21 protein-coding genes are annotated in these 25,766 nt (G+C 58.3%); 2 read left to right on the top strand and 19 right to left on the bottom strand.

Translation table 11 applies throughout. From position 1 onward, the window contains the following. The 4 genes from J7394_RS10465 to rpsL all read right to left on the bottom strand — a co-directional run. The coding region (locus J7394_RS10465; RefSeq protein WP_209252860.1) for a GTP-binding protein at nucleotides 1-280 on the bottom strand (280 nt) is incomplete at its 3' end. Between the two features lie 60 nt (nucleotides 281-340). Then, nucleotides 341-2,458: an elongation factor G gene (gene fusA / locus J7394_RS10470; RefSeq protein ID WP_209252861.1), complete on the bottom strand. Its 2,118-nt coding sequence runs from the start codon at nucleotides 2,456-2,458 to the stop codon at nucleotides 341-343. A gap of 18 nt (nucleotides 2,459-2,476) precedes the next feature. Continuing rightward, nucleotides 2,477-2,947 (bottom strand): 30S ribosomal protein S7, encoded by a 471-nt coding sequence (gene rpsG / locus J7394_RS10475; RefSeq protein WP_039529242.1) that lies wholly within the window; start codon nucleotides 2,945-2,947, stop codon nucleotides 2,477-2,479. Between the two features lie 15 nt (nucleotides 2,948-2,962). Continuing rightward, the gene (gene rpsL / locus J7394_RS10480) at nucleotides 2,963-3,334 is read right to left on the bottom strand and encodes a 30S ribosomal protein S12 (RefSeq protein ID WP_005621086.1); all 372 of its coding nucleotides are present in this window, start codon (nucleotides 3,332-3,334) and stop codon (nucleotides 2,963-2,965) included. A gap of 409 nt (nucleotides 3,335-3,743) precedes the next feature. Between rpsL and J7394_RS10485 the strand changes: the two genes are divergently transcribed. Continuing rightward, nucleotides 3,744-4,559 carry a putative rhamnosyl transferase gene (locus J7394_RS10485; RefSeq protein ID WP_209252862.1) on the top strand — a complete coding sequence of 272 codons (816 nt, stop codon included), beginning with the start codon at nucleotides 3,744-3,746 and terminating at the stop codon, nucleotides 4,557-4,559. Here J7394_RS10485 and J7394_RS10490 read toward each other — a convergent pair. From J7394_RS10490 to rplJ, 6 genes are all read right to left on the bottom strand, one after another. After that, the gene (locus J7394_RS10490; RefSeq protein WP_209252863.1) at nucleotides 4,544-5,413 is read right to left on the bottom strand and encodes a DMT family transporter; all 870 of its coding nucleotides are present in this window, start codon (nucleotides 5,411-5,413) and stop codon (nucleotides 4,544-4,546) included. The two genes, J7394_RS10485 and J7394_RS10490, sit on opposite strands and share 16 nt — an antisense overlap. A gap of 129 nt (nucleotides 5,414-5,542) precedes the next feature. After that, on the bottom strand, nucleotides 5,543-6,616 hold the full coding sequence (gene cysK / locus J7394_RS10495; protein WP_209252864.1) for a cysteine synthase A: 1,074 nt from the start codon (nucleotides 6,614-6,616) through the stop codon (nucleotides 5,543-5,545). Between the two features lie 143 nt (nucleotides 6,617-6,759). Further along, nucleotides 6,760-11,001, bottom strand: coding sequence for a DNA-directed RNA polymerase subunit beta' (rpoC, locus tag J7394_RS10500; protein WP_209252866.1), 4,242 nt, complete (start codon nucleotides 10,999-11,001; stop codon nucleotides 6,760-6,762). Between the two features lie 96 nt (nucleotides 11,002-11,097). Then, nucleotides 11,098-15,234: a DNA-directed RNA polymerase subunit beta gene (gene rpoB / locus J7394_RS10505; protein WP_209252868.1), complete on the bottom strand. Its 4,137-nt coding sequence runs from the start codon at nucleotides 15,232-15,234 to the stop codon at nucleotides 11,098-11,100. Between the two features lie 250 nt (nucleotides 15,235-15,484). Further along, nucleotides 15,485-15,859, bottom strand: a complete 375-nt coding sequence (rplL, locus tag J7394_RS10510) for a 50S ribosomal protein L7/L12 (RefSeq protein WP_008204003.1) — start codon at nucleotides 15,857-15,859, stop codon at nucleotides 15,485-15,487. Between the two features lie 79 nt (nucleotides 15,860-15,938). Beyond that, nucleotides 15,939-16,457 carry a 50S ribosomal protein L10 gene (gene rplJ / locus J7394_RS10515; RefSeq protein WP_209252870.1) on the bottom strand — a complete coding sequence of 173 codons (519 nt, stop codon included), beginning with the start codon at nucleotides 16,455-16,457 and terminating at the stop codon, nucleotides 15,939-15,941. A 436-nt stretch (nucleotides 16,458-16,893) separates the two neighbouring features. Here rplJ and J7394_RS10520 point away from each other — a divergent pair, with 436 nt between their 5' ends. After that, nucleotides 16,894-17,853, top strand: coding sequence for an aminoglycoside phosphotransferase family protein (locus J7394_RS10520; protein ID WP_209252871.1), 960 nt, complete (start codon nucleotides 16,894-16,896; stop codon nucleotides 17,851-17,853). Nucleotides 17,854-17,919: 66 nt separating this feature from the next. On the opposite strand, the gene rplA is transcribed toward J7394_RS10520, so the two are convergent. The 9 genes from rplA to ccoG all read right to left on the bottom strand — a co-directional run bounded on the left by rplA (nucleotide 17,920) and on the right by ccoG (nucleotide 25,701). Then, nucleotides 17,920-18,618, bottom strand: a complete 699-nt coding sequence (gene rplA / locus J7394_RS10525; RefSeq protein ID WP_170375389.1) for a 50S ribosomal protein L1 — start codon at nucleotides 18,616-18,618, stop codon at nucleotides 17,920-17,922. A 1-nt stretch (nucleotide 18,619) separates the two neighbouring features. Next, on the bottom strand, nucleotides 18,620-19,069 hold the full coding sequence (gene rplK, locus J7394_RS10530; RefSeq protein WP_113791694.1) for a 50S ribosomal protein L11: 450 nt from the start codon (nucleotides 19,067-19,069) through the stop codon (nucleotides 18,620-18,622). After that, nucleotides 19,062-20,219: a homocysteine S-methyltransferase family protein gene (locus J7394_RS10535; RefSeq protein ID WP_247748167.1), complete on the bottom strand. Its 1,158-nt coding sequence runs from the start codon at nucleotides 20,217-20,219 to the stop codon at nucleotides 19,062-19,064. Before J7394_RS10535 ends, rplK begins: the two co-directional genes overlap by 8 nt. A gap of 203 nt (nucleotides 20,220-20,422) precedes the next feature. Next, a complete protein-coding gene (nusG, locus tag J7394_RS10540; RefSeq protein WP_008758130.1) occupies nucleotides 20,423-20,956 on the bottom strand; it encodes a transcription termination/antitermination protein NusG in 534 nt (177 codons plus the stop codon). Nucleotides 20,957-21,167: 211 nt separating this feature from the next. After that, nucleotides 21,168-21,365 carry a preprotein translocase subunit SecE gene (gene secE, locus J7394_RS10545; protein WP_050605011.1) on the bottom strand — a complete coding sequence of 66 codons (198 nt, stop codon included), beginning with the start codon at nucleotides 21,363-21,365 and terminating at the stop codon, nucleotides 21,168-21,170. Nucleotides 21,366-21,466: 101 nt separating this feature from the next. Next, nucleotides 21,467-21,625 carry a cbb3-type cytochrome oxidase assembly protein CcoS gene (gene ccoS / locus J7394_RS10550; RefSeq protein WP_170375394.1) on the bottom strand — a complete coding sequence of 53 codons (159 nt, stop codon included), beginning with the start codon at nucleotides 21,623-21,625 and terminating at the stop codon, nucleotides 21,467-21,469. A gap of 5 nt (nucleotides 21,626-21,630) precedes the next feature. Next, nucleotides 21,631-23,808, bottom strand: coding sequence for a heavy metal translocating P-type ATPase (locus tag J7394_RS10555; protein WP_209252873.1), 2,178 nt, complete (start codon nucleotides 23,806-23,808; stop codon nucleotides 21,631-21,633). Nucleotides 23,809-23,812: 4 nt separating this feature from the next. Then, nucleotides 23,813-24,271: a FixH family protein gene (locus J7394_RS10560; protein WP_170460237.1), complete on the bottom strand. Its 459-nt coding sequence runs from the start codon at nucleotides 24,269-24,271 to the stop codon at nucleotides 23,813-23,815. A 2-nt stretch (nucleotides 24,272-24,273) separates the two neighbouring features. Next, nucleotides 24,274-25,701 carry a cytochrome c oxidase accessory protein CcoG gene (gene ccoG, locus J7394_RS10565; protein ID WP_209252875.1) on the bottom strand — a complete coding sequence of 476 codons (1,428 nt, stop codon included), beginning with the start codon at nucleotides 25,699-25,701 and terminating at the stop codon, nucleotides 24,274-24,276. Between the last annotated feature and the right edge of the window lie 65 nt (nucleotides 25,702-25,766).

Consider the following 25,766-nt stretch of genomic DNA (forward strand, 5'->3'; position numbering starts at 1 on the left):
TCTGGGCAGCACCGGTGATCATGTTCTTGACGTAGTCGGCGTGACCGGGGCAGTCAACGTGCGCGTAGTGGCGGTTCTCGGTCTCGTATTCCACGTGGGCGGTCGAGATGGTGATGCCGCGCGCTTTTTCTTCCGGCGCACCGTCAATCTGGTCATACGCTTTGAAGTCACCAAAATACTTGGTGATCGCTGCGGTCAGCGTCGTCTTACCATGGTCAACGTGCCCAATCGTGCCGATGTTGACGTGTGGTTTTGTACGCTCAAACTTTTCCTTTGCCATGATGGCCTCCTTTTTCGGTAATGAAGGGAGCGTGATACCCACGCTCCCTCAAATCTTTGGTTATGCGTATTTCGCCTGGATCTCGTCCGAGATGTTCTGCGGAACCGGATCGTAGTGGTCGAACTGCATGGTGAACTGGGCACGGCCCGACGACATCGAACGCAGAGTGTTGATGTAGCCGAACATGTTCGCCAGCGGAACGAACGCGTCGATCGCGATCGCGTTGCCGCGCGGTTCCTGACCAGACACCTGGCCACGACGCGAGGTCAGGTCGCCGATGATACCGCCGGTGTATTCTTCCGGGGTAATCACTTCGACCTTCATGATCGGTTCCAGCAGTTTCGCGCCAGCTTTGCGCATGCCTTCACGCATACACATACGGGCTGCGATTTCGAACGCCAGAACGCTCGAGTCAACGTCGTGGAACTTACCGTCCAGCAGGGCAACCTTGAAGTCGATCACGGGGAAGCCAGCCAGAGGGCCGCTGTCCATAACCGACTGGATGCCTTTTTCGACACCCGGGATGTATTCCTTCGGAACGGCACCACCAACGATGCGGCTCTCGAACGAGTAACCTTCGCCCGGCTCGGTCGGTGTGATCTCAAGCTTAACCTCACCGAACTGACCCGAACCACCCGACTGTTTCTTGTGGGTGTAGGTGTGCTCGACCGGCATCGAGATGGTTTCGCGATAGGCCACCTGCGGTGCACCAATGTTCGCTTCCACCTTGAACTCGCGCTTCAGACGGTCAACCAGGATGTCCAGGTGAAGTTCGCCCATGCCTTTCATGATGGTCTGACCCGATTCCAGGTCGGTTTCCACACGGAAGGACGGGTCTTCGGCGGCCAGACGGGCCAGACCCTGGGACATCTTCTCTTGGTCGCCCTTGGTTTTGGGCTCAACCGCGATCTCGATCACCGGATCGGGGAAGGTCATGGTTTCCAGAACCACCGGCTCTTTCGCGTCACACAGGGTGTCACCGGTGGTGGTGTCTTTCAGACCCGCCAGCGCGATGATGTCGCCTGCAAACGCTTCTTCGATCTCTTCCCGGTTGTTGGAGTGCATCATCATCATACGACCGATGCGCTCTTTCTTACCTTTGGTCGAGTTCAGGATCGAGTCACCCTTGTTCATGGTGCCCGAGTAGATCCGGGTGAAGGTCAGCGAGCCAACAAACGGGTCGTTCATGATTTTGAACGCCAGACCCGAGAAGGCCATTTCGTCGTCTGCACGACGTGCGATGTCACGAACTTCTTCTTCGTCGCCGGGTTTGAAGCCCATGTAATCAACAACGTCCAGCGGGCTGGGCAGATAGTCGATCACAGCGTTGAGCAGAGGCTGAACGCCTTTGTTCTTGAACGCCGAGCCACCCAGAACCGGAACGAAAGCCATTTCCAGAGTGCCTTTGCGCAGCAGTTTGCGCAGGGTTGGCACGTCAGGCTCTTCGCCTTCCAGATAGGCTTCCATGGCGTCGTCGTCCATTTCGACGGCCGCTTCGACCATTTTGCCGCGCCATTCGTCAGCCATGTCCTTCAGGCTGTCGCGGATGGGGGCTTTGATCCAGCTTGCGCCCAGGTCTTCGCCCTGCCACAGCCATTCTTCCATGTTGACCAGATCAACCAGGCCTTCCAGCTCGGTCTCGGCGCCGATCGGGATACCAACCGGAACAGCGCGTGCGCCGGTGCGGTCTTCGATCATGCGAACGCAGTTGAAGAAGTCTGCGCCGATCTTGTCCATCTTGTTGACGAAAACCATACGCGGAACCTTGTAGCGGTCAGCCTGACGCCACACGGTTTCGGTTTGGGGTTCAACACCGGCGTTTGCGTCCAGAACGCAGACGGCACCGTCGAGAACCGCCAGCGAGCGCTCAACTTCGATGGTGAAGTCAACGTGGCCGGGGGTGTCGATGATGTTCAGGCGGTGCTTGGGGCTGTCGGCGGTTTTACCGTCTTCGGTGCGCTCCCAGAAAGTGGTGGTCGCAGCCGAAGTGATGGTGATGCCGCGTTCCTGCTCCTGCTCCATCCAGTCCATGGTGGCTGCACCATCGTGCACCTCACCGATGTTGTGGGATTTACCAGTGTAATACAGGATACGCTCCGAGCAGGTGGTCTTACCTGCGTCGATGTGCGCCATGATACCGAAGTTACGGTATAGTTCGAGCGGATATTCGCGTGCCATTTTTGATAAGCCTCTGAATTACCAACGGTAGTGGCTGAAGGCTTTGTTCGCCTCGGCCATCTTGTGGGTGTCTTCGCGCTTCTTCACGGCGGTACCGCGGGACTGTACAGCGTCCAGCAGTTCGCCGGCGAGGCGTTCTTCCATGGTGTTTTCGTTGCGGCCACGCGCAGCAGTGATCAGCCAACGGATGGCCAGTGCTTCGCGGCGCTCGGGGCGCACTTCGACCGGAACCTGATAGGTTGCACCACCAACCCGGCGCGAGCGAACCTCGACCGACGGTTTGATGTTGTCGAGCGCTTCGTGGAACACTTCGACAGGTGCGCGCTTGATCTTGTTCTCAACGCGGTCAAAGGCGTTGTAAACGATGCGCTCTGCGACCGACTTTTTGCCGTCGATCATCAGGTTGTTCATGAATTTGGTCAGTACCTTGTCGCCAAATTTGGCGTCAGGCAGGACTTCGCGTTTTTCGGCGGCGTGACGACGTGACATATCAGCCTCTCCTTCTTACTTGGGACGCTTCGCGCCGTATTTCGAACGACGTTGCTTACGATCTTTGACGCCCTGAGTATCCAGAACACCGCGCAGGATGTGGTAACGCACACCGGGAAGGTCTTTTACACGGCCGCCACGGATCAGAACAACCGAGTGTTCCTGCAGGTTGTGGCTTTCACCGGGGATGTACGAGATGACCTCGAACCCGTTGGTCAGGCGCACCTTGGCAACCTTACGCATAGCCGAGTTCGGCTTTTTCGGTGTGGTTGTATATACACGTGTGCAGACGCCGCGTTTCTGCGGGCACTGCTCCAGGTGCATGGACTTCGAGCGTTTTACTTTGGGCTGCCGCGGCTTGCGGATCAGCTGTTGAATAGTTGGCATTCCGGTTTCTTCCCCGTTTTGCAACACACATGACATGCACGCGCATTGCGTGCGGTTAAATTTGCTGCACTCATGCGTCCACAAGCGCAAAACCCGCGAGCGTTCCCATTCCGAGGTGAACGTCGCGGTTGGTTATCAGAGGACGCGAACGGCAAAATTGTCCGGGTCTTGACCAGTTCATTACTGAAATCGGTTTTGGGGCGGCCCCCGGTACCGAGATGACGCGCGTAATAGGGGGAGTCGGCCCAAGTGTCAACAGCACTTACCCCAGCGCGAAAATCTGGGCGCCAAACTGGCCGGATTGCGCTGTGATATCAACGATTGCGGGTCCCGGCCAGCCTCTTCTGGCGTTGCGGGGGCAGGCATTGCCCGGCATAGTGCGCGCAGACCTCTTAGCGATGGATGACAGATGCAGGTTATCGGCCTTTGCCGCTTTTCCTTTCCGGCCCTTGGCAGCTTTCAGACCGAACATGAAACTCTGGATGATCGGCGTCGTCACCTCTACAGCCCTGCCCGTCTGGAAGAGAGGTTTCGCCTATTCGAATCCTCGACCCTGCCCTGTTTTCGCGAACACACCGATGAGGATTTCGAATTGCTGGTGGTGATCGGAGACTGCCTGCCCAAAGACGCCTACGACCGGCTGCACGACCTGACGGTCGACGTGAAACAGGTCCGGATCGTTCAGGAATCGCCTCGGACCGACAAATCGCATCGCCATATCATGAAGGACATCCTGAACGCGGCCCGCAAGGATCCGGATCAGCCTTGCATCCAATTCCGCCATGACGATGACGACGCCGTATCCGTGGATTTCGTCGAGCGTCTGCGCGAAGCCGTCCGCGACAGCAAAGGCCTGATGGAGCGCAGCACCATTGTCGGCATTGATTTCAATCAGGGCTTCTTTGCCCGTCTCAACGCCGATGGGATCACAGCGAAACCGACGCATAAACCGCTTTTGGGCGTGGGTCTTGGAATGCATATCGCAGGCGGCTGCAAACAGACCATCATCAGCTTTACCCATCATCGCATGGGCCGCTTCATGCCCATCGTCAGCTATACCGATGCACCAATGTGGGTGCGTTCGCTCAACGGGTTCAACGACTCACGCGGGGCGCGCAACTATGACCGCGAACTCTCAGCACTAAGCCCCGAACTTGAGGGAGAGTTCATCGCCCGTTTTGCCATTGATCAAAGCGTCGTCCGACAAGTTCACGGCGCGCCCTGAGTTGTCCTTTCGCGGAACAGTGTGAACAATCCAGCCGCGACAACCAGCCCAGCGCCAAACAAGGTTACCGCATCGGGCCATTCGCCAAACACAACCCAGCCCAGCCCCAAGGCCCAAATCAGGCTGGAGTATCGGAAAGGGGCGATAAACCCAACCTCGCCTTCTCGCATCACCATCACGCTGCATAAGTATCCGATCAGGACAAACACAGCCGCTGAGGCCACCAGCGCTGCATTTCCACTGGACAGGTTGACCCAGCCCTCAAACGTCGACACCAGACCCGCCGCAACCGAGATCGACAGCGAGGTGGCAAGGGTCACCACCAGTGATGGAACCTGCGGTGACATGCGCCGGGTGATCAAGTCTCGGATCGTCACCGAGACCACGGCTAGCAACGCATAGATCGCATAAACGCTGAACCCGTCCGGCCCGGGCCGCACGATCAGCAGCATGCCCATGAACCCGACAATAATGGCCATGATGCGCCGCCAGCCAATATGTTCCGAGAAGAACAGGACCGCCCCCAGCGTCACGGTCAACGGTAACACCTGAAGAACCGCAGTCACATTCGCCAGCGGCATGTTCTTGAGTGCGGTCAGGAAGAAAAAGGTCGCGGATAGCTCGGCAACACAGCGAATAGAAACCAGCCATTTGTCATGCCGTGAAAAATTCAGGTGCAACGCCCCAAGATGGCGCGCCAACCCGTAAACAAGCAGAGACGCCAACCCCCCCCGGATCGCAACCAACTGAAACAAGGGGAGGTCTCGCAGCGCGACTTTGACCAGCGTGTCATTCACTGTAAACGCGGCCATGCTGGCCATCATCAGCAGCGCGCCTCTAACATTCGGACTCATTCAACCAATACTCGGCCTTCAAACAATGGCGATATTCACGCTTCAATCTGACGCTAAGTCAATTCGCGCGTGGTAATCCTAAAGTTTTATTCGTGAAGATCGGCTGCAATTGGCCGTTTTCCAGTCGCTTCAGCCCGTCATCTGGGCCGACGGCGTCGATTTGGAGATCGCGATCTCCTCTTCCGTCATCTCTTCCTCCACCCCTTCAAACAGCGGGGTCGAAAGATACCGTTCACCGGTATCTGGAAGCATCACCAACATCACCGATCCGTCCGGCGCGGTCTCAGCCAGTTTCATCGCCACCGCAAATGTGGACCCGCCCGATATGCCGGTGAAAATCCCCTCTTCGGCAGCCAGACGGCGCGACCAGGCAATCCCGTCTGCGCCGGGCACGGGGATCAACTCATCATAGAAGCCGTTGTCTATAGCCTCCTGCAGGACCCAGGGAATGAAATCAGGTGTCCAGCCCTGAATCGGATGCGGCTCGAAGTTCGGATGGCTTTCGGTCGGCTGATGCGTGTCGTTGCGGGTATTCACATAGCCCGACGAGACAATCGCCGCATTCGCAGGTTCCGTGAGGATAATCTTTGTCTCCGGGCGTTCTTTCCTCAGAACCCGCGCCACGCCCGAGACGGTTCCGCCAGTGCCATAACCCGTCACCCAATAGTCGAGCTTCTGCCCGTCGAAATCCGCCAGAATCTCTCGCGCGGTGGTGTTTTCATGAATGTCGGCATTGGCCGCGGTTTCAAACTGGCTGGCGAGGAACCAGCCATTCTGTTCGGCCAGTTCCTTGGCTTTGGTATACATGCCGAACCCTTTCTGGGCGCGCGGGGTCAGGACAACCTTTGCCCCCAGGAACCGCATCAGCTTGCGCCGTTCGACCGAAAAACTGTCGGCCATGGTCACAACCAGAGGATAGCCCTTGGCCGCGCAGACCATCGCCAATCCGATCCCTGTATTGCCCGAGGTCGCCTCAACCACCGTCTGCCCCGGTTTCAGCCGACCGTCCCGCTCGGCCGCTTCGATGATGTTCAGCGCCAGGCGGTCCTTCACGGAACTGGCCGGATTGAACGCTTCGAACTTCACGTAAACCGTCACGTTTGAGGGCGCGATCCTGTTGATGCGCACGCAGGGCGTGTCTCCGACAGTGTCCAGAATGCTGTCATACAGGCGCTTGCGCCCTTGCGTTTGCCGGGTTGTCATGGCGGCCCCCTCCTCTGCTTTGCGCAAGCATGCCACAAACCGGGTCACATTGATAATTTTCTTTGCGAAAGCGCGCTTCGACGGGCGCAAACAAAAAAGGCCCCGCGAAATCGCAGGGCCTTTTCTATTTTTTGGTCCGAGGGTTACTCGCGGCTTTCCGGTGTTTCCACCAGAACGTCCAGCTCATCCCCGACCATGTCGTCGTCAAAGCTGGGCGCGGCCAGAGCAGCGGCGGCTTCGGCCTCTTCCCGGCGGGCTTCGATGACCACATTGTCACGCGACTGCGCGATGTGGCGGACGGCCTGAGTGGCCCCACCTGTACCGGCAGGGATCAGGCGACCAACGATGACGTTTTCTTTCAGGCCAACCAGCTTGTCTTTCTTGCCCTGAACCGAAGCTTCGGTCAGCACGCGCGTTGTTTCCTGGAACGACGCCGCCGAGATGAACGAACGCGTTTGCAGCGAGGCTTTGGTGATCCCCAGAAGGATCGGCTCGCCCTGTGCCGAACGACCACCGCGGGCGATGGTCTTCTCGTTGGCTGCGTCGAACTCCTGCTTGTCGACATGTTCGCCTTTCAGCAGGGTGGTGTCGCCTGAATCCAGGATCTCCCACTTCTGCAGCATCTGGCGCACGATGACCTCGATGTGCTTGTCGTTGATCTTCACGCCCTGCAGACGATACACGTCCTGCACCTCGTCGATCATGTAATCCGCCAGCGCTTCGACACCCATGATGGACAGGATGTCATGCGGAGCCGGGTTACCGTCCATCAGGTATTCACCCTTCTGGATGAAGTCCCCTTCGGCGACCGGGATGTGTTTGCCCTTGGGCACCATGTACTCGATGGTCTCCATGGTCTCATCAGCCGGTTCGATGCTGATGCGACGCTTGTTCTTGTAGTCGCGGCCAAAGCGCACGTAACCATCGGCTTCTGCGATGATCGCGTGATCTTTCGGACGACGTGCTTCGAACAGTTCGGCCACACGCGGCAGACCACCGGTGATGTCCTTGGTCTTGGCACCTTCGCGCGGGATACGCGCGACAACGTCACCGGCTTCGACTTTCTGACCGTCTTCGACCGACAGGATCGCATCCACCGACATCGGATAGTGAACCGGGTTGCCCGCATCGTTGCGGACCGGTTCGCCATCTTCGCCGACCAGAATGATCTCGGGCTTGAGGTCGCTGCCTTTGGGGGCCGCGCGCCAGTCGATCACGATCTTCTGGGTCATACCGGTTGCTTCGTCGGTCTCGTCGCGGACAGCAAGGCCCGAAACCAGGTCAACGTATTTCGCAGTACCGGCTTTTTCGGCGATGATCGGCAGGGTGTAGGGATCCCATTCGAACAGCTTGTCGCCACGGGCCACCTTGGTGCCGTCCTTGACGAACAGCTTGGAGCCGTAGCCCAGTTTGAAGCTGGCCCGCTCTTCGCCGTGTTCGTCGTTGATCACCAGCTTCATGTTCCGGCCCATGACCAGGCTTTCGCCTGCGGCATTGACCAGGATCTGCGGGTTCTCGAACGCGACAACGCCTTCCTGGTTGGCCTCCTGGAACGACTGCTGACCACCCTGCGCAACACCACCGATGTGGAATGTACGCATGGTCAGCTGTGTACCGGGTTCACCGATCGACTGCGCGGCGATGATGCCGACAGCTTCACCTGTGTTCACCATAGTACCGCGTGCAAGGTCACGACCGTAGCAGGTTGCACAGACGCCTTCCTCGGACTCACAGGTCAGAGGCGAGCGGATGCGCATCGAGGCAACGCCGGCTTCGTCGATGGTGTCTGCCATGCGCTCGTCGATCAACTGGCCTGCGGCCACGATCACCTCATCGGTGCCCGGGCGCAGAACATCGTCAGCCGCCACACGGCCCAGCACACGTTCGGCCAGCGAGGCAACAACCTCACCATCGTTCACGGCGGCTTCGGCAGTGATCGCACGCTCGGTGCCACAGTCGATCTCACGAACGATACAGTCCTGCGCCACGTCAACCAGACGGCGGGTCAGGTAACCCGAGTTCGCCGTCTTCAGAGCGGTATCCGACAGACCCTTACGGGCACCGTGGGTCGAGTTGAAGTACTCGAGAACGGTCAGACCTTCTTTAAAGTTCGAGATGATCGGCGTCTCGATGATGTCACCGTTCGGCTTGGCCATCAGGCCGCGCATACCGCCCAGCTGTTTCATCTGAGTGACCGAGCCACGCGCACCCGAGTGGGCCATCATGTAAACCGAGTTCGGCTCCTGGTCCGACCCGTCGTCACCCTTGGCGACGTCCGAGATCGTGCTCATCATCGCCTCAGTCACGCGGTCGTTACACTTCGACCAGGCATCGACAACTTTGTTGTACTTTTCGCCCTGAGTGATCAGGCCATCCATGTACTGCTGTTCAAAGTCCTTCACCTGACCGCGGGTGTCATCAACGATGCCCCACTTGTCGTCCGGAATGACCATATCGTCCTTACCAAACGAGATGCCCGCCTTGAACGCTTCTTTGAAGCCCATCGACATGATCTGGTCACAGAAGATGACCGACTCTTTCTGACCGCAATACCGGTAGACGGTGTCGATCACCTGCTGCACTTCTTTCTTCCGCAGCAGGCGGTTGACCAGATCGAACGGCGCTTTGTTGTTCATAGGCAGCAAGGCACCCAGACGCAGACGGCCCGGAGTGGTCTCGTAACGCTTCTGAACTTCGTTGCCTTCGTCGTCGATCTGCGTGATCCGCGCGGTGATCTTGGTGTGCAGGTGCACTTCACCGGAATCCAGCGCGTGCTGAACTTCGTCGATCGACCCGAACACCTTGCCTTCGCCCGGCATGCCTTCACGTTCAAGGGTCACATAGTAGAGACCCAGGATCATATCCTGCGACGGAACGATGATCGGTGCACCGTTTGCAGGCGACAGCACGTTGTTGGTCGACATCATCAGGACGCGCGCTTCCAACTGCGCCTCAAGGCTCAGCGGGACGTGAACGGCCATCTGGTCTCCGTCGAAGTCGGCGTTAAAGGCCGAGCAGACCAGAGGGTGCAGCTGGATGGCTTTACCTTCGATCAGAACCGGTTCGAACGCCTGAATGCCAAGACGGTGCAGCGTCGGCGCACGGTTCAGCATAACAGGGTGTTCGCGGATCACCTCGTCGAGGATATCCCACACTTCGGGACGCTCTTTCTCGACCAGTTTCTTCGCCTGTTTCACGGTGGAAGACAGACCCTTGGCTTCAAGGCGCGAGTAGATGAACGGCTTGAACAGCTCCAGCGCCATCTTCTTGGGCAGACCACACTGGTGCAGCTTGAGTTCCGGCCCGGTCACAATGACAGAACGGCCCGAGAAGTCGACGCGTTTCCCCAGAAGGTTCTGACGGAAGCGGCCCTGCTTACCTTTCAGCATGTCCGACAGCGATTTCAGCGGGCGCTTGTTGGCGCCAGTGATCACGCGGCCACGACGGCCGTTGTCGAACAGAGCGTCAACAGATTCCTGCAGCATCCGCTTTTCGTTGCGGACGATGATGTCAGGCGCGCGCAGTTCGATCAGACGCTTCAGACGGTTATTCCGGTTGATGACGCGGCGATACAGATCGTTCAGATCCGAAGTCGCGAAACGGCCACCGTCCAGCGGAACCAGCGGACGCAGTTCCGGCGGAATGACCGGGATCACGGTCATCACCATCCACTCGGGGCGGTTGCCCGACTCGAGGAAGGATTCAACAACCTTCAGACGCTTGATGATCTTCTTGGGCTTCAGCTCGCCGGTTGCTTCGGCCAGATCAGCACGCAGCTGCTCGGCTTCGGCTTCCAGATCAATCTGGGCCAGCATCTCACGGATGGCTTCGGCACCGATATTCGCGGTGAACGCGTCCATGCCATAGGCATCCTGCGCATCCATATACTCTTCTTCGGTCAGCATCTGGCCATAGGTCAGGTCGGTCAGACCGGGCTCGATGACGACGTAGTTTTCAAAGTACAGAACGCGTTCCAGATCGCGCAGAGTCATGTCCAGCATCAGACCGATACGGGACGGCAGCGATTTCAGGAACCAGATATGCGCAACGGGCGCGGCCAGTTCGATATGGCCCATACGCTCACGGCGGACTTTCTGCAGGGTGACTTCCACACCGCATTTCTCGCAGACAACGCCGCGATACTTCATCCGCTTATATTTGCCGCACAGACATTCGTAATCTTTGATCGGGCCAAAGATGCGCGCGCAGAACAGACCGTCACGCTCGGGCTTGAACGTCCGGTAGTTGATGGTTTCGGGTTTCTTGATCTCGCCATAGGACCAAGACAGAATCCGCTCGGGCGACGCCAGCGAGACCTTGATCTCGTCGAAAACCTTCGGGGGCGTCAGCGGGTTGAACGGGTTGTTGGTGATTTCCTGGTTCATTTTGATACCTCAAATTTGTGCGATTGGCTGGGGTCGGGCGGGCAATTTTCTTCGCCGAAGAAAATCACCCAGATTTTTCGACGAAAAATCTCGCCCTTATTCCTCAACCTCCGCATCCAGGAGTTCCATATTCAGGCCGAGGCCACGGACTTCTTTCACCAGAACGTTGAACGATTCCGGTACGCCCGCTTCAAAGTTATCCTCGCCCTTGACGATCGACTCATAGACCTTGGTCCGGCCGGCGACGTCATCCGATTTCACGGTGAGCATCTCCTGCAGGGTGTAAGCGGCGCCGTAAGCTTCCAGAGCCCAGACCTCCATCTCACCAAAGCGCTGACCACCGAACTGCGCCTTACCACCCAGCGGCTGCTGGGTCACCAGGCTGTACGGCCCAGTCGAACGCGCGTGGATCTTGTCATCCACAAGGTGGTGCAGTTTCAGCAGGTACTTGATGCCCACGGTTACCGGACGTGCGAATTGCTCACCGGTGCGACCGTCGAACAGAACCGACTGACCGCTTTCCGAGAAGCCCGCACGCACCAGCGCGTCGTTGACGTCAGCCTCTTTGGCACCGTCGAAAACCGGGGTTGCGATCGGAACACCGCGGGTCACATTGCCCGCAGCCTCGATCAGGCCATCCTCGTCCAGACCGGTGATGCCTTCTTCGTAGACATCTTCGCCATAGGCCAGCTTCATCGCTTCGCGAACCGGGGTCAGGTCGCCGGACCGGCGGTATTCACCCAGTGCGTCGTCGATGTTCAGACCCAGACCGCGTGCGGCCCAACCCATATGGGTTTCAAGGATCTGACCCACGTTCATACGCGAAGGCACTCCCAGCGGGTTCAGACAGAAGTCAACCGGCGTACCATCGGCCAGGAACGGCATGTCTTCCATCGGAACAACCTTGGAGATCACACCTTTGTTCCCGTGACGACCAGCCATCTTGTCGCCCGGCTGCAGCTTGCGCTTCACGGCGATGAAGACTTTGACCATCTTCATCACACCCGGCGGCAGGTCGTCGCCACGGCGAACCTTCTCGACCTTGTCTTCGAAACGGGCGTCCAGAGCACGCTTTTGCACTTCGTACTGCTCGTTCAGAGCCTCAACGATCTGTGCGTCCTGCTCACCTTCCAGCGCCAGCTGCCACCACTGACCACGGGTCAGGGTTTCCAGCAGCTCTTCGGTGATCACCGACCCTGCCTTGACGCCTTTCGGGCCTTTGACAGCGGTTTTACCCAGGATCAGGCCCTGCAGACGCGCATAGATGTTGCGGTCCAGGATCGCCAGTTCGTCGTCCCGGTCACGGGCCAGACGTTCGACTTCCTCACGCTCGATCTGCAGCGCACGCTCGTCTTTTTCAACGCCGTGTCGGTTGAAGACGCGGACCTCAACGACCGTACCGTAATCGCCCGGCTTCACGCGCAGCGAGGTGTCGCGCACGTCCGATGCTTTTTCACCAAAGATGGCGCGCAGCAGTTTTTCTTCCGGGGTCATCGGGCTTTCGCCCTTCGGGGTGATCTTGCCGACCAGAATATCGCCCGGCTCAACATCCGCACCGATGTAAACGATGCCCGCCTCGTCGAGGTTGCGCAGCGCTTCTTCACCAACGTTCGGGATGTCGCGGGTGATCTCTTCCGGGCCCAGCTTGGTGTCACGGGCGGCGACTTCGAATTCCTCGATATGGACCGAAGTAAAGACGTCATCACGCGCGATACGTTCCGAGATCAGGATCGAGTCTTCGTAGTTGTAACCGTTCCACGGCATGAACGCGACGACCACGTTCTTACCCAGGGCCAGTTCACCCATATCGGTCGACGGACCATCGGCAATGACCTCGCCCTTCTGGACGGTGTCACCCACCTTGATCAGCGGACGCTGGTTGATGCAGGTGTTCTGGTTCGAACGCTGGAATTTGCGCAGACGATAGATGTCAACGCCAGCGTCGCCCAGTTCCAGATCCTCGGTGGCGCGAATAACGATACGCTGGGCATCGACCTGGTCGATGATACCAGCGCGTTTCGCCTGAATCGCGGCACCCGAGTCGATCGCGACCTTTTCCTCGATCCCGGTACCGACCAGCGGCGCTTCGGCGCGCAGCAGCGGAACCGCCTGACGTTGCATGTTCGAGCCCATCAGAGCCCGGTTGGCGTCGTCATTTTCAAGGAACGGGATCAGCGATGCGGCGACCGAGACCAGCTGTTTCGGCGACACGTCGATCAGGTCCACATTCTCGCGCGGGGCGAGGGTGTAGTCACCAGCCTGACGGGTCGAGACCAGATCGTTGATGAACTTGCCATCGGAATCCAGCGTCGCGTTCGCCTGCGCCACGGTGTGGCGCATCTCCTCGGTCGCAGACATGTAGTGAACCTCATCGGTCACCTCGGCGTCTTTAACGACGCGGTAGGGTGTTTCGATGAAGCCATACTTGTTCACGCGGGCAAAGGTGGCCAGCGAGTTGATCAGACCGATGTTCGGACCTTCCGGCGTTTCAATGGGGCACATCCGACCATAGTGGGTCGGGTGTACGTCGCGCACCTCAAAGCCCGCACGCTCACGTGTCAGACCACCGGGGCCAAGCGCCGAGAGGCGGCGTTTGTGGGTAACTTCCGACAGCGGGTTGGTCTGGTCCATGAACTGCGACAGCTGCGAAGAGCCGAAGAATTCGCGGACAGCAGCCGCAGCGGGTTTCGCGTTGATCAAGTCCTGAGGCATGACGGTGTCGATCTCGACCGACGACATGCGCTCTTTGATCGCGCGCTCCATGCGCAGCAGGCCTACGCGGTACTGGTTTTCCATCAACTCGCCGACCGAACGCACACGACGGTTGCCGAGGTGGTCGATATCGTCCACGTCGCCTTTGCCGTCGCGCAGTTCAACCAGCGCCTTGATGCAGGCCACGATGTCTTCGCGGCGCAAGGTGCGCAGGGTGTCCGGCGCGTCCAGAGCCAGACGCATGTTCATCTTCACGCGGCCAACAGCGGACAGGTCATAACGCTCGCTGTCGAAGAACAGGGTGTCAAACAGGGCCGAGGCCGCTTCGACGGTGGGCGGCTCGCCCGGACGCATAACGCGGTAGATGTCCATGAGCGCGCTTTCGCGGTTCATGTTCTTGTCCTGCGCCATGGTGTTGCGCATGTACGGACCAACATTGACGTTGTCGATGTCCAGAACCGGAATGTCGGTGATACCCGCGTCGATCAACTCTTTAGCGGTGCCGCCGATCAGATCGCCGTCCTTGTCATATTCCAGCGTCAGCTCATCACCGGCTTCGACATAGATCGCACCGGTTTCTTCGTTGATGATGTCCTTGGCGACATATTTGCCAACGATGTGATCGAACGGAACCAGCAGGTCGGTGACGGTGCCTTCGTCGATCAGCTTTTTGACCGCTCGCGGGGTGACTTTCTTGCCCGCTTCGGCAATCACTTCACCGGATTTGGCGTCAACCAGATCATAGGTCGGACGGGTGCCGCGTACACGCTCGGGGAAGAACGGCGTGACCCAGCCCTTCTTCTTGTCCAGCTTATAGGACACGGTGTTGTAATACGCGTCCATGATCGCTTCCTGATCCAGACCCAATGCATACAGCAGGGTCGTCACAGGCAGTTTGCGGCGACGGTCGATACGGGCGAAGACGATGTCTTTGGCGTCGAACTCAAAGTCCAGCCAGCTGCCGCGATACGGGATGATGCGGCAGGCAAACAGCAATTTGCCCGAGGAATGGGTTTTGCCCTTGTCGTGGTCAAAGAACACACCGGGCGAGCGGTGCATCTGGGACACGATCACACGCTCGGTGCCGTTCACGATGAACGTTCCGTTCGGTGTCATCAGGGGCATATCGCCCATGAACACGTCCTGTTCTTTGATGTCTTTGACCGATTTCGCGCCGGTGTCCTCATCGACATCAAACACGATCAGACGCAGAGTGACCTTCAGCGGCGCGCTGTAGGTCATGTCGCGCTGCATGCACTCTTCGACGTCGTATTTCGGTTTTTCCAGATCGTATTTCACGAACTCCAGAACGGAGGTTTCGTTGAAATCCTTGATCGGGAAAACCGACTGGAACACACCGTTGATGCCTTCGCCGTCTGTGGGCTGTTCTGCATCGCCGGAGCGCAGAAAAAGGTCATAAGAAGATTTCTGTACCTCAATGAGGTTCGGCATCTCCAGCACTTCGCGGATTTTGCCGTAATATTTACGAAGACGTTTCTGGCCAAGGAACGTTTGAGCCATGTCAGATGTCACCTTTCGATGTTCTCAGCGGGCAAAGACACCGTCGGGCCCCGGCATCTTGCACATTCGAGACGACACGCCCGGATCAATTCGTGGCCACCGTCCCGAAGGCGGCCTCCCGATCCGAAAACCGTGTCTTAGAAAACGCCCCACGACATGAGGCCCTTTCTAAGACAGGTTCGGCTGGACCCGGATTTCTCCGGACCCAGCCAAATTTTTCAGCACATCAGCGATGCGCCAGAGACTAAGCTTAGGCCAGTTCGACTTCGGCGCCAGCTGCTTCCAGCTTGGCTTTGACGTCTTCTGCTTCTGCTTTGTCCACGCCTTCTTTGATCTTGCCGCCGGCTTCGACCAGTTCCTTGGCTTCTTTCAGGCCCAGGCCGGTGATGCCGCGAACTTCTTTGATGACGTTGATTTTCGATGCGCCGGCGTTCTTCAGAACGACGTCGAATTCGGTTTTTTCTTCCTCAGCTGCACCGCCGGCGTCGCCACCAGCAGCCATGACAACTGCGCCGCCTGCTGCGGGCTCGATGCCGTATTCGTCTTTGAGGATGGTTTTCAGTTCTTGTGCTTCCAGCAGGGTCAGACCCACGATGCTTTCTGCGAGTGCTTTCAGATCAGCCATTTTATCAGCTCTTTCCGTTTACAGTGTGTGTTCCAACGTCAGGGGCAATCCCCTACGCAGATCATTCAGTGCCAACCGCTTACGCAGCTTCCGCCTTCTCTTCGATGGTGGAAAGGATGCTTGCGATGTTGCTTGCAGGTGCGCCAATCGCGCCGGCGATGTTCGAAGCAGGTGCGCCAATGCAGCCCACGATCGAAGCAATAAGCTCCTCGCGAGACGGCATTTTCGAAACTGTTTCGACGCCTTTGCGGTCCAGAGCGTTCTCGCCCATTGCACCGCCAAGGATTTCGAACTTCTTGTTCTCCTTGGCGAAGTCCTCGGCCACCTTGGCTGCTGCCACAGGGTCCTCGGAATAGGTCAGAACGGTCATCCCCGTCAGCAGGTCGGCCATGCTTTCACACGGCTTACCCTCAAGGGCGATTTTGGCGAGCCTGTTCTTGGCAACACGCACGGCACCACCCGCGTCACGAGCACGTGCGCGAAGGTCCTGCATCTCGGCAACTGTCAGACCGGCGTAGTGAGCAACCACTACGACGCCAGAGCTTTCGAAGATTTGGCCGAGTTCCTCGACCACTTTCTCTTTCTGGGCTCTATCCACAGTTCTCTCCAAGTTTGGGGCAATCACTTACCCCGGCTCATATTTGCCGAGGGGTTAACCCCGGCGTTCAGGTCCGTTGTTACGGGATTGGCCAAAATGCGCCCGAGGGTGGGACCCTCAGAATTCTTTGGTCTTACCCGTCTCAGGCAGGGAATTAAGGGGCCATATGGCACCACCCACCGTCTTGGACGAAACGAAATAAAGCGCACGACGAATCGCACGCTTTACTTCGCAGCCTTACTTAGGGCAGATGACAGGGGTTTCCAAGGGGTAAATTGCCCCTATTTGCACTTGCGGCATCAAGGCGGAATACACCCTTTTTATGCGGGACGATCTCCGCAAGGGTCAATAGAGGCCAGCAATGTCATTGACAGTGGGTTTCAGCTACGGTCACCTCCGGTATGAATGCCCGAAAACACTCCGGGCTTGAGGCAAAATGACAGCGGTTACTCTGGAAGAATTCGACAAGGCCAATGCCTGCGCCGATGAGCTGGCACAGGACTGTCTGGACACGCCCATCACACAGATCCGGTTCCATTGCCGATCCCATGCCTTTCCCGATACACGTCTGGTGTGGAAGGTCGAAACGTCGAACCGCTCCTATGCGCTGAAGCTTGATACGATGTCGCCTGAAACAGGCCGCCTGCGCAAAGAGTTCGACCTGCTGGTGCAACTGACCGAACACTTCAAGACGTCCAAAAACAATCGGGTCGTTCGTCCCGTCTACATGTCGCCAAGCGGCGTGTTCATGGTGACTGAGTTTGTTAAGCGTCCAACCGCGACGGACATCATCTACAACAGCGAAGACGACGCTCAGGTGGCGCAAGTCTATCGCCGTGCGGGGTCGTGGCTGCATGACCTCCACGGGGTTCAAAACGCCACGGACTACGCATTTCGCCCGCGATGGATGATCGACAGCATACGCGAGCAGTCCACCCAAGTGCCCTCGCACGTCTCGGACATCAGCCAACCCATGGTCGAGGAATTTCTGGCTGAAGCCGCATCCTTGAAAAACCGCCCCGACCTGCGTGTATTTTCACATGGGGATTTTCACGGCCTGAACCTGATCATGGGCCAAGGAACTGCCATCGGGCTGGATTTCACCGAGGCCCGCGACAAGCTGGCCGTCTATGATATCGTCGACTTTCTGAAAGCGGACATCTACCGGGACGGGGCCGACAGGGAAGTCGACCGAAGCGGCGCTCTGACCCGCAACAAGGAGATGTTCTTCCGCCAGTATCGCCACCCGATCGACACGCAGATTCTTGAATGCTGCCTGCGGGGCCGGTTGCTGAAGGACTGGCTTCGCCTCTGGCAACCGGACTTCACCTGCAGCGAGTTCGAACTGCGCAAACGCGACCGGCTGCAAATACGACTGCAACAGGCCTTCCGCTAAGGCAGCAAAAAACCCGAGCAGCTTGCGCTACTCGGGTTTCAAGGATTGCTTCGTCTGCTTTAAGGCTTATTCGCCTGCTGCAGCCGCCACGTCCAGGGTCACACCCGGGCCCATGGTCGAGCTGAGCGCGATCTTCTTCATGTAGGTGCCTTTGGCGCCCGACGGCTTGGCTTTTGCAACAGCCGAGATGAAGGCACGGACGTTTTCAGCCAGCTTGGCTTCGTCGAAGGACGCTTTGCCAACGCCTGCGTGCACAACGCCACCTTTTTCAGCTTTGAACTGAACTTCACCGCCTTTGGCAGCTTCCACGGCCGCTTTCACGTCCATGGTCACGGTGCCAACTTTGGGGTTTGGCATCAGGTTGCGCGGGCCCAGAACTTTACCCAGACGACCAACGATCGGCATCATGTCAGGGGTCGCGATGCAGCGATCAAATTCGATGGTGCCGCCCTGGATGGTTTCCATCAGGTCCTCTGCACCAACAATGTCTGCGCCAGCTTCTTTCGCTTCGTCTGCCTTGGGGCCACGAGCGAATACAGCAACGCGCATCGCTTTACCGGTGCCGTTCGGCAGGCCGACAACGCCGCGAACCATCTGGTCTGCGTGACGCGTGTCAACGCCCAGGTTCATCGCGATTTCGATGGTCTCGTCAAATTTCGAGGTCGCGTTGCCTTTTACCAGGGCAACTGCTTCTTCAACCGACAGGTTTTCCTTGCCGGCGACAGCTTCGCGCGCAGCGCGGGTACGTTTACCGAGTTTTGCCATCTTATTTCACCTCGATGCCCATAGAGCGGGCCGAGCCCAGGATGATCTGCATCGCGCCTTCGACGTCGTTGGCGTTCAGATCTTTCATTTTGGCTTCGGCGATTTCACGAACCTGCTTGGTGGTCACAGTGGCCACGGTCTCACGACCAGGGTTCTCCGCACCACGGGGGCGGTTACGCTTGCCAACCGGCTTCAGACCAGCTGCTTTTTTCAGGTAGTAAGACGCGGGTGGCGTCTTGATGTCCATGGTGAAGGACTTGTCCTGATAATAGGTGATCACGGTCGGGCAAGGAGCGCCCTGCTCCATGTCTGCGGTCTTGGCGTTGAACGCCTTGCAGAATTCCATGATGTTGATGCCGCGCTGACCCAGCGCCGGACCAACTGGAGGCGACGGGTTCGCCTGACCTGCAGGAACCTGCAGTTTCATTGTACCAGCAAGCTTCTTAGCCATTTGGTTTTCCTTTCAACGTAGGCAGGACGCGTCCCACCCGGTTTATGTTGCGTGGTCCGATCCGGGATCGCGATCCCTGAAACCTCCCACGAGAGAATCTCGCCCGAAGACGATAGAGGCGGCGTTTATAGGGGAATGAGTGGGTTGGCAAGGGGTTGGAGCTGCAATCGGAAAAGACTGCATCGACACCAGGCATCACAATTTTGGAAGGAACCAGGCGACACCCCACAGAGTTATAGATGGCCACCTCTAGCGCCATTTGCCTTAGGTGTCGCATGTCCGTTCCGCAACAACCGCCAAACACGCGAATAAATGGATTGTCCCGCACAACATGCGCAATCTCCTGACCCAGTTGAACAGGGTCACCCTCGTCCAATTCCTTAGCTTCATCCAGTTCCGCATGCGAACAGCGCGACGCGTTGGCCACCACACCTTTGAGTCTTGGGTGTTTGTTTAGAGCCTCCGCAAAGTGCGTGGGGTGCGCACAATTCACCATATAAAAAAGCGCCGCGCTGTCTGTTTCCATTTCGATTTGGTTCAATGCGTCTGTCAGCTTTGTCCCGTCAGCAAGACACCCGTCAGTTTCTAAAACGAGAGACATGATGATTGGTAATTCGAAGTCTCGCGCCGCCAGAACACAACCAACGGCCTCATTCACGTGATTAAACGTATAGGCCGTGACCAGATCGACACTGGTTTCTTTCAGGGTCGAAAGTTGCACACTGTGGTATTCGCGAGCCTGTTCAACCGGCATGGGAGCAATATCTGCATAGGGATCATATCTTGGACCGACACAAGCAGAAACCAAGACATCGTCGCGACCAGAGGCATTGCGCACCTCGTCCATCAAAGCAACGCCGTCTTTATTCACTTCTCGGAGCTTCTCTGCATCGTAACCCAACGGCGCGGCCCGATCGGCATTCGCCATCCAGGTCGGAGCGTCGAGTATACAACTCACCCCCATATCCCCAGACAACTCAACCAATTCCTGCATTTGCTGCGCCAGAACGGCCCGCGTTTCAGGTTTCTCCAGCAAGGGGAAAGACGCGAACCCAGGAAGTTCAATGCCGTGATTGAAGATCAGGTCCGTACCTGTACCCGCATAGACAAGGAAGTGTTTGTCACTTTCATTTGGGAGTTTTCGCGCCATTTCACGCTCCTCAAACATCTTCGTTGGATCAACGCCATCTTGGCAGGGGCGAATTCATCTGCAATGCAGCAGTTTTTTCGAGGGCTCGTCAAGTTTCCGGATAATCTATCCCAGCACCAAATCCCGCTTTGGCACGGCAGGCCAAACAGAAGAAGCCACGCTGCCCGGGCTGCGTGGCTTCGTACATCTTCGAATAAGGCTGTTCAGCTCTGCTTGGTGACCTGCGTAAAGTCCAGCTCGACCGGCGTTTCCCGCCCGAAGATCGAAACCGAGACTTTCAGCTTTTGCGCTTCGTCGTCTACGCCTTCGACCATGCCATCGAAATCTTCGAACGGACCGTCGTTGACCTTGACCTTCTCGCCGACCTCGAAGCTGATCATCAGTTTCGGTGCTTCTTCACCTTCCTGAACACGGTTCAGGATCTGGTTAACTTCGGCGTCGCGCATCGGCATCGGGCGGCCTTGGGGCCCCAAGAAACCGGTGACGCGGTTGATCGAGTTGATCAGGTGATAACCCTGATCCGACATTTCCATGTGTACCAGCACGTAGCCCGGCATGAAGCGGCGCTCGGTCGTGACTTTCTTGCCCCGGCGCACTTCGATCACCTCTTCGGTGGGGACCAGTACTTCGTCGATATCGTCCTCAAGGCCCTGTTCAGCCACCGACGTGCGGATCTGCTCTGCGATCTTCTTTTCGAAATTCGAAAGAACGCTGACCGAGTACCACCGTTTCGCCATGAACCTGTCGTCCTTGTTTGTCTTGGGCCAAGTCCCGCATCGCGGGTTCGCCCTGTATTGAAATCCTGTCGCGGCCTGCCCGCGAGTTCCGGAATAAAAAGCGGCGCGCAGCCCGAATCGCCACACGCCCATTCCGAATAGTCCCGTGTGAACTACTCTGAGATTCCGCGCTGTGCAAGGGGGGCTGCGGTGTTTCCGCGACTAAGGGCAGTTAGCTGAACGCGCCCAGGATCAGTTGCAAGCCGCCACGAATGCCCAGATCAACCAGGGCAAAGAAAACAGCGGTCAGAGCAGCCATGATGAACACCATGACCGTGGTCAGCAGCACCTCGCGCCGGGTCGGCCAAACGACCTTGGAAACTTCGGCTCGAACTTGCTGAATGAACTGGATCGGGTTGGTGGTGGCCATTTGGCGGGTTCTCTCTGCTAGCGGATAGGCCGGACATAGCCGGGCATTGCGGCAATTTCAAGGGCGGTTGGGATCAACTGTGATTTTGCATCCTCAGCCAGCTACTGCTTGGGTTTGTCATCCCATTCATCGCTGAGGATACGGCGCGCATCGCCCTCGGGGTCTTCGTATTGGTTCGAGCGGACCGTGTAGACAAATGCAACCAGGCCAATTCCGCCCAGAAACAGGGAAATCGGGATCAGATAGGCGAGCACTTCCATGGCAGTTACCTCAGCCGCAAGGCATTCAAAGATACGGTAATCGACGAGGTCGACATCGCCAACGCCGCAATCAAAGGCGTGGCAAGCCCAATCACCGCCAGCGGCACCGCAATCACGTTATAGACCGTAGCAATCCGGAAATTCTCGCGAATCCGTTTCGTGGCTTTGACGGCAGTGTCGCAGGCATCGGCGATGGGGGACAAGTCGGTCCCCAACAGAACGATATCGGACGCAACCCGCGCCGCATCCAAGGCCGAGGCCGGCGAGATCGACACATGCGCTGCCGCAAGGGCTGCCGTATCGTTCAGACCATCGCCCACCATCAGGACCTTGTGGCCCTTCTCACTGAGCTCCTGAATGCGCTGCGCTTTGTCCTGAGGCAACGCTTCGGCAATCCAGTTCTCGATCCCCAGTTTCTCGGCCAAAGCTTTCACAGCACCTGTCGAATCGCCCGAAATCAGGATCACCTGCTTTCCGGCTTTGGCGAAGCCCGAGACGGCCTCAGCCGCGCCCGGTCGCAAGGCATCGGTAAACCGGAAGGCCACCGGCGCATTGGTTCCAACTGACAGCCAGGCAGAGGTCTCGACCCCTTGTTCCGCACCAACCCAAGCCGCGCGTCCCAGACGCACGCGCTGGTTTCGATACTGGGCCTCGGTGCCATAGCCCGGAACCTCGGTGACATCGCGCAGCGTCGCGGGTTTGATCCCAGCCTCACGCGCGGCTTTGGCCAGAGCGACCGACAAGGGATGCGCCGACGCCTCGGCCAGGGCCAGTGCGATCTCAAGATCGGCCGTGCTGTGGTCGCCCAGATTGATCACCTCGGGCGCGCCTGAGGTCAGCGTGCCGGTTTTGTCGAAGACGACCGTATCAACCTCGGCCAGACGTTCCAGCGCGGTGGCGTGTTTGATCAGCATGCCTTTGCGGAACAACCGGCCCGAGGCCGCGGTGGTCACCGCAGGAACTGCCAGCCCCAGCGCACAGGGGCAGGTGATGATCAGCACCGCCGCCGCGATGTTCAAAGCTGTGCGCAGGTCGCCGGAATAGATGTACCAGCCCACGAAGCTGAGCGCCGACAGGATGTGGACGCCGGGGGCGTAAAGCTTGGCCGCTTTGTCCGCCAGAGAGGTGTATCTAGACCGGCCGGATTCGGCGATGGCGACCAGATCGGCCATACGATGCAGGGATGTATCTTCACCGACCGCCGTGGCGCGGATGGTCAGAGGGCCGGTCAGGTTGACCTCGCCAGCGCTGACGATCTGGCCTGCCTCGGCAAACACCGGCAGAGTCTCACCCGTCAGCAGGGAGCGGTCCAATTCCGACTGACCCGAGACGATTTGGCCATCCACCGGCATCCGCCCTCCGGGCCGCACAAGGATCAGGTCGCCAACGGCCAGGGTGGATACAGCAACCTCTTCTTCGGTGCCATCGACCAGTCGAAGGGCGCGGGGAACCTCCAGCGCTGTTAGTTCCTCAGCCGCGGACCGCGCAGCGGCGCGGGTGCGGTAGTCTAAGTATCGACCTGCCAGCAGAAAGAAGGTCAGCGTCAGGGCGGCATCGAAATAGGCATGCTCGCCGCTGAGTGCTGTTTCCCAAAGCGATGTCACCAACGCCAGCAGAATTGCCAGAACAATCGGCACATCCATGTTCAGCCGACGCACACGCAAAGCGGACCACGCGTTAGCAAAGAAGGGCTGGGCCGAGAAAGCAATCGCAGGCAGGGCGATCGCAGCAGAGATCCAGTGGAACATGTCCCGCGTCGCGTCCGTCGCCCCCGACCAGACCGAGACCGACAGCAGCATCACGTTCATCGAGGCAAACCCGGCCACCGCCAAGCGCATCAGCAGGTCCCGCCCCGCCTTGTCCGCACTGGTGGCCGACAGGGCTCCGGCGTCCAGCTCATGCGCCTCGTAACCCGCGCGCTCCAACACGGGGATCAGATCAGCAGCGCGCATTTCAGGCGCGGCTTTGATCATCGCACGTTTCAGGGTCAGGTTGACGCGCGCATCCTCGACACCGGGAAGGGCGTTCAAAGCCCTCTCGACATTGGCGATACAGGCCGAGCAATGAATACCGGGCAGAGACAGCGCGATCTGCACATCCTCAGGGATCGGCCGCGCAGGTTCCGCCGGGGCGGCGATACACCCCGGACAAGCCGCCGTACCTGAGGAAAGCTGAGCCGTCACCGCCCTACCCTTTCACGTACAAAGGAACCCGCTGAGCGAACTCGGCCCCCGAGTGATCGCGGGCGACCAAACGGATGTTCCAGTTCCCCTTGCCCAGCGTGGCTGGCGTTGCATAGGCAAGGCCGTCAAAGGTGAAATCGGGCGAGAAATCATCGCGCACATGGGTGGCTCGGCCTACAACGGCCTGCAACTCGGCCACTTGCACTGGCGCGCCGGTGGCGTCGGTGATGTGCAGGATCAGCAGACCGCCCGTGTTTTCTGCGCGTACTTCCCAACCCAGCGCCTGATGTTCCTTGAGGCGGTCATTGAACTCCTGACTGGCGACGTAGGAGTTCTTGACCTCCAGCCCCGGGAAGGTTTTGACCGCGCTATAGGCTAGGATCAGGTTCACCGTGATGATCACACCAAAGGCACATACGAACACCGCAAGGGCGTGTTTACCGGTGAATTTCCGCTCGGACATGATCAGTTCCCTCGTCCGTTGAAGCTTGTGTCTTTATAGGCGCGTTCACCGCTGTCGAGATCCTCGACCCAAATCCGCACGGCAGACGTATCTGTACGCGCAGGCCCCGTGTCAGGCGCCGCCGTAATGTAGACGCGCACCAGTTGCGCAGTATCGGGGGCCACAGTCACAGTTTGCCCGTCAACGCCTTCGATTTCCAGAGCCAAGGCCAGATCGCCAGTCAGAGACAGATCGAACGGACGTTCTTCGCCATGTTTGTTGCGCAGGCGCACGTCATAGGTGTTGCGGATGGTGCCGTCCGACATCGTTACAAAGGTCGGATTGCGCACAGGCGCAACCGTCAGGTCGATTTCGGACCGGATGAACAGAGCAAACAGCAGCGCGAAACCGACCAGAGACCACAACGCGGTATACATGATCGTGCGCGGACGTAGAATGTGTTTCCAGATATTCTTGGGGGGCTGACCTGCGCGTTCATGCGCCTCATCACTCAGCGCCATATAGTCGATCAAACCCCGAGGTTTGCCGATCTTGGCCATCATGTCGTCGCAGGCGTCAATGCACAGGGCGCAGGTGATGCACTCCAACTGCTGACCATCGCGAATGTCGATACCAACGGGGCAGACATTCACGCAGGCCATGCAGTCGATGCAATCGCCCAGCTCGGAATCGGCCGTGCGCTTGCCTTTGCCGCGTGGCTCACCGCGCCATTCGCGATAGCCGACGACCAGAGTGTCCTCGTCCATCATCGCGGCCTGAATGCGTGGCCATGGGCAGGCATAGATGCAGATCTGTTCGCGCGCGAAGCCACCAAAGAGGAAGGTGGTGCCGGTCAGGATCAACATGGTCGTATAGGCAACGGGGTGTGCGTTGCCGGTCACCAGATCCCGCAGAAGGGTTGGCGCGTCGGCAAAGTAGAAGACCCAGGCCCCGCCGGTTGCGAGGCCGATCAGGAACCATGCGGTCCATTTCGTCAGACGCAAACGGGCCTTGCGGAGGTCCATCTTCTCTTGCCGGTGCAGGCGTAAGCGGGCATTGCGGTCGCCCTCGATCCAGCGTTCGACCAGAATGAACAGGTCGGTCCAGACGGTCTGCGGGCAGGCATATCCGCACCACACCCGGCCCAAGGCCGATGTGAACAGGAACAGGCCAAGACCGGCCATGATCAGCAGGCCCGCAACAAAGTAAAATTCATGCGGCCAGATCTCGATCCAGAAGAAATAGAAACGGCGGTTTGCCAGGTCCAGCAGCACAGCCTGATCCGGCAGGCTGGGCCCCCGGTCCCATCTGATCCATGGGGTGACGTAGTAGATCCCCAAGGTCACAATCAGGATAATCCATTTCAGGTTCCGGAACGGACCTGAGACACGCCGAGGAAAGATAGGTTCTCGGGCGGCATACAAGCTGGGGGCGGGATCGGAATCGCTCACTGGCTGGCTCCAAGGATGGGTCTTATGGAAGTGTGTTCTTCCAGATCATGGACGCGCAAACATTG

Origin of the sequence: Ruegeria sp. R13_0 (assembly GCF_017743995.1) — a bacterium.
Lineage (GTDB): Bacteria > Pseudomonadota > Alphaproteobacteria > Rhodobacterales > Rhodobacteraceae > Ruegeria.

Bases quoted from the DNA above. Each gene is read 5' to 3' on its own strand.
- fusA (WP_209252861.1), bottom strand. From the start codon at position 2,458: ATGGCACGCGAATATCCGCTCGAACTATACCGTAACTTCGGTATCATG.
- rpsG (WP_039529242.1), bottom strand. From the start codon at position 2,947: ATGTCACGTCGTCACGCCGCCGAAAAACGCGAAGTCCTGCCTGACGCC.
- rpsL (WP_005621086.1), bottom strand. From the start codon at position 3,334: ATGCCAACTATTCAACAGCTGATCCGCAAGCCGCGGCAGCCCAAAGTA.
- J7394_RS10485 (WP_209252862.1), top strand. From the start codon at position 3,744: ATGCAGGTTATCGGCCTTTGCCGCTTTTCCTTTCCGGCCCTTGGCAGC.
- J7394_RS10490 (WP_209252863.1), bottom strand. From the start codon at position 5,413: ATGAGTCCGAATGTTAGAGGCGCGCTGCTGATGATGGCCAGCATGGCC.
- cysK (WP_209252864.1), bottom strand. From the start codon at position 6,616: ATGACAACCCGGCAAACGCAAGGGCGCAAGCGCCTGTATGACAGCATT.
- rpoC (WP_209252866.1), bottom strand. From the start codon at position 11,001: ATGAACCAGGAAATCACCAACAACCCGTTCAACCCGCTGACGCCCCCG.
- rpoB (WP_209252868.1), bottom strand. From the start codon at position 15,234: ATGGCTCAAACGTTCCTTGGCCAGAAACGTCTTCGTAAATATTACGGC.
- rplL (WP_008204003.1), bottom strand. From the start codon at position 15,859: ATGGCTGATCTGAAAGCACTCGCAGAAAGCATCGTGGGTCTGACCCTG.
- J7394_RS10520 (WP_209252871.1), top strand. From the start codon at position 16,894: ATGACAGCGGTTACTCTGGAAGAATTCGACAAGGCCAATGCCTGCGCC.
- rplA (WP_170375389.1), bottom strand. From the start codon at position 18,618: ATGGCAAAACTCGGTAAACGTACCCGCGCTGCGCGCGAAGCTGTCGCC.
- rplK (WP_113791694.1), bottom strand. From the start codon at position 19,069: ATGGCTAAGAAGCTTGCTGGTACAATGAAACTGCAGGTTCCTGCAGGT.
- J7394_RS10535 (WP_247748167.1), bottom strand. From the start codon at position 20,219: ATGGCGCGAAAACTCCCAAATGAAAGTGACAAACACTTCCTTGTCTAT.
- nusG (WP_008758130.1), bottom strand. From the start codon at position 20,956: ATGGCGAAACGGTGGTACTCGGTCAGCGTTCTTTCGAATTTCGAAAAG.
- secE (WP_050605011.1), bottom strand. From the start codon at position 21,365: ATGGCCACCACCAACCCGATCCAGTTCATTCAGCAAGTTCGAGCCGAA.
- ccoS (WP_170375394.1), bottom strand. From the start codon at position 21,625: ATGGAAGTGCTCGCCTATCTGATCCCGATTTCCCTGTTTCTGGGCGGA.
- J7394_RS10560 (WP_170460237.1), bottom strand. From the start codon at position 24,271: ATGTCCGAGCGGAAATTCACCGGTAAACACGCCCTTGCGGTGTTCGTA.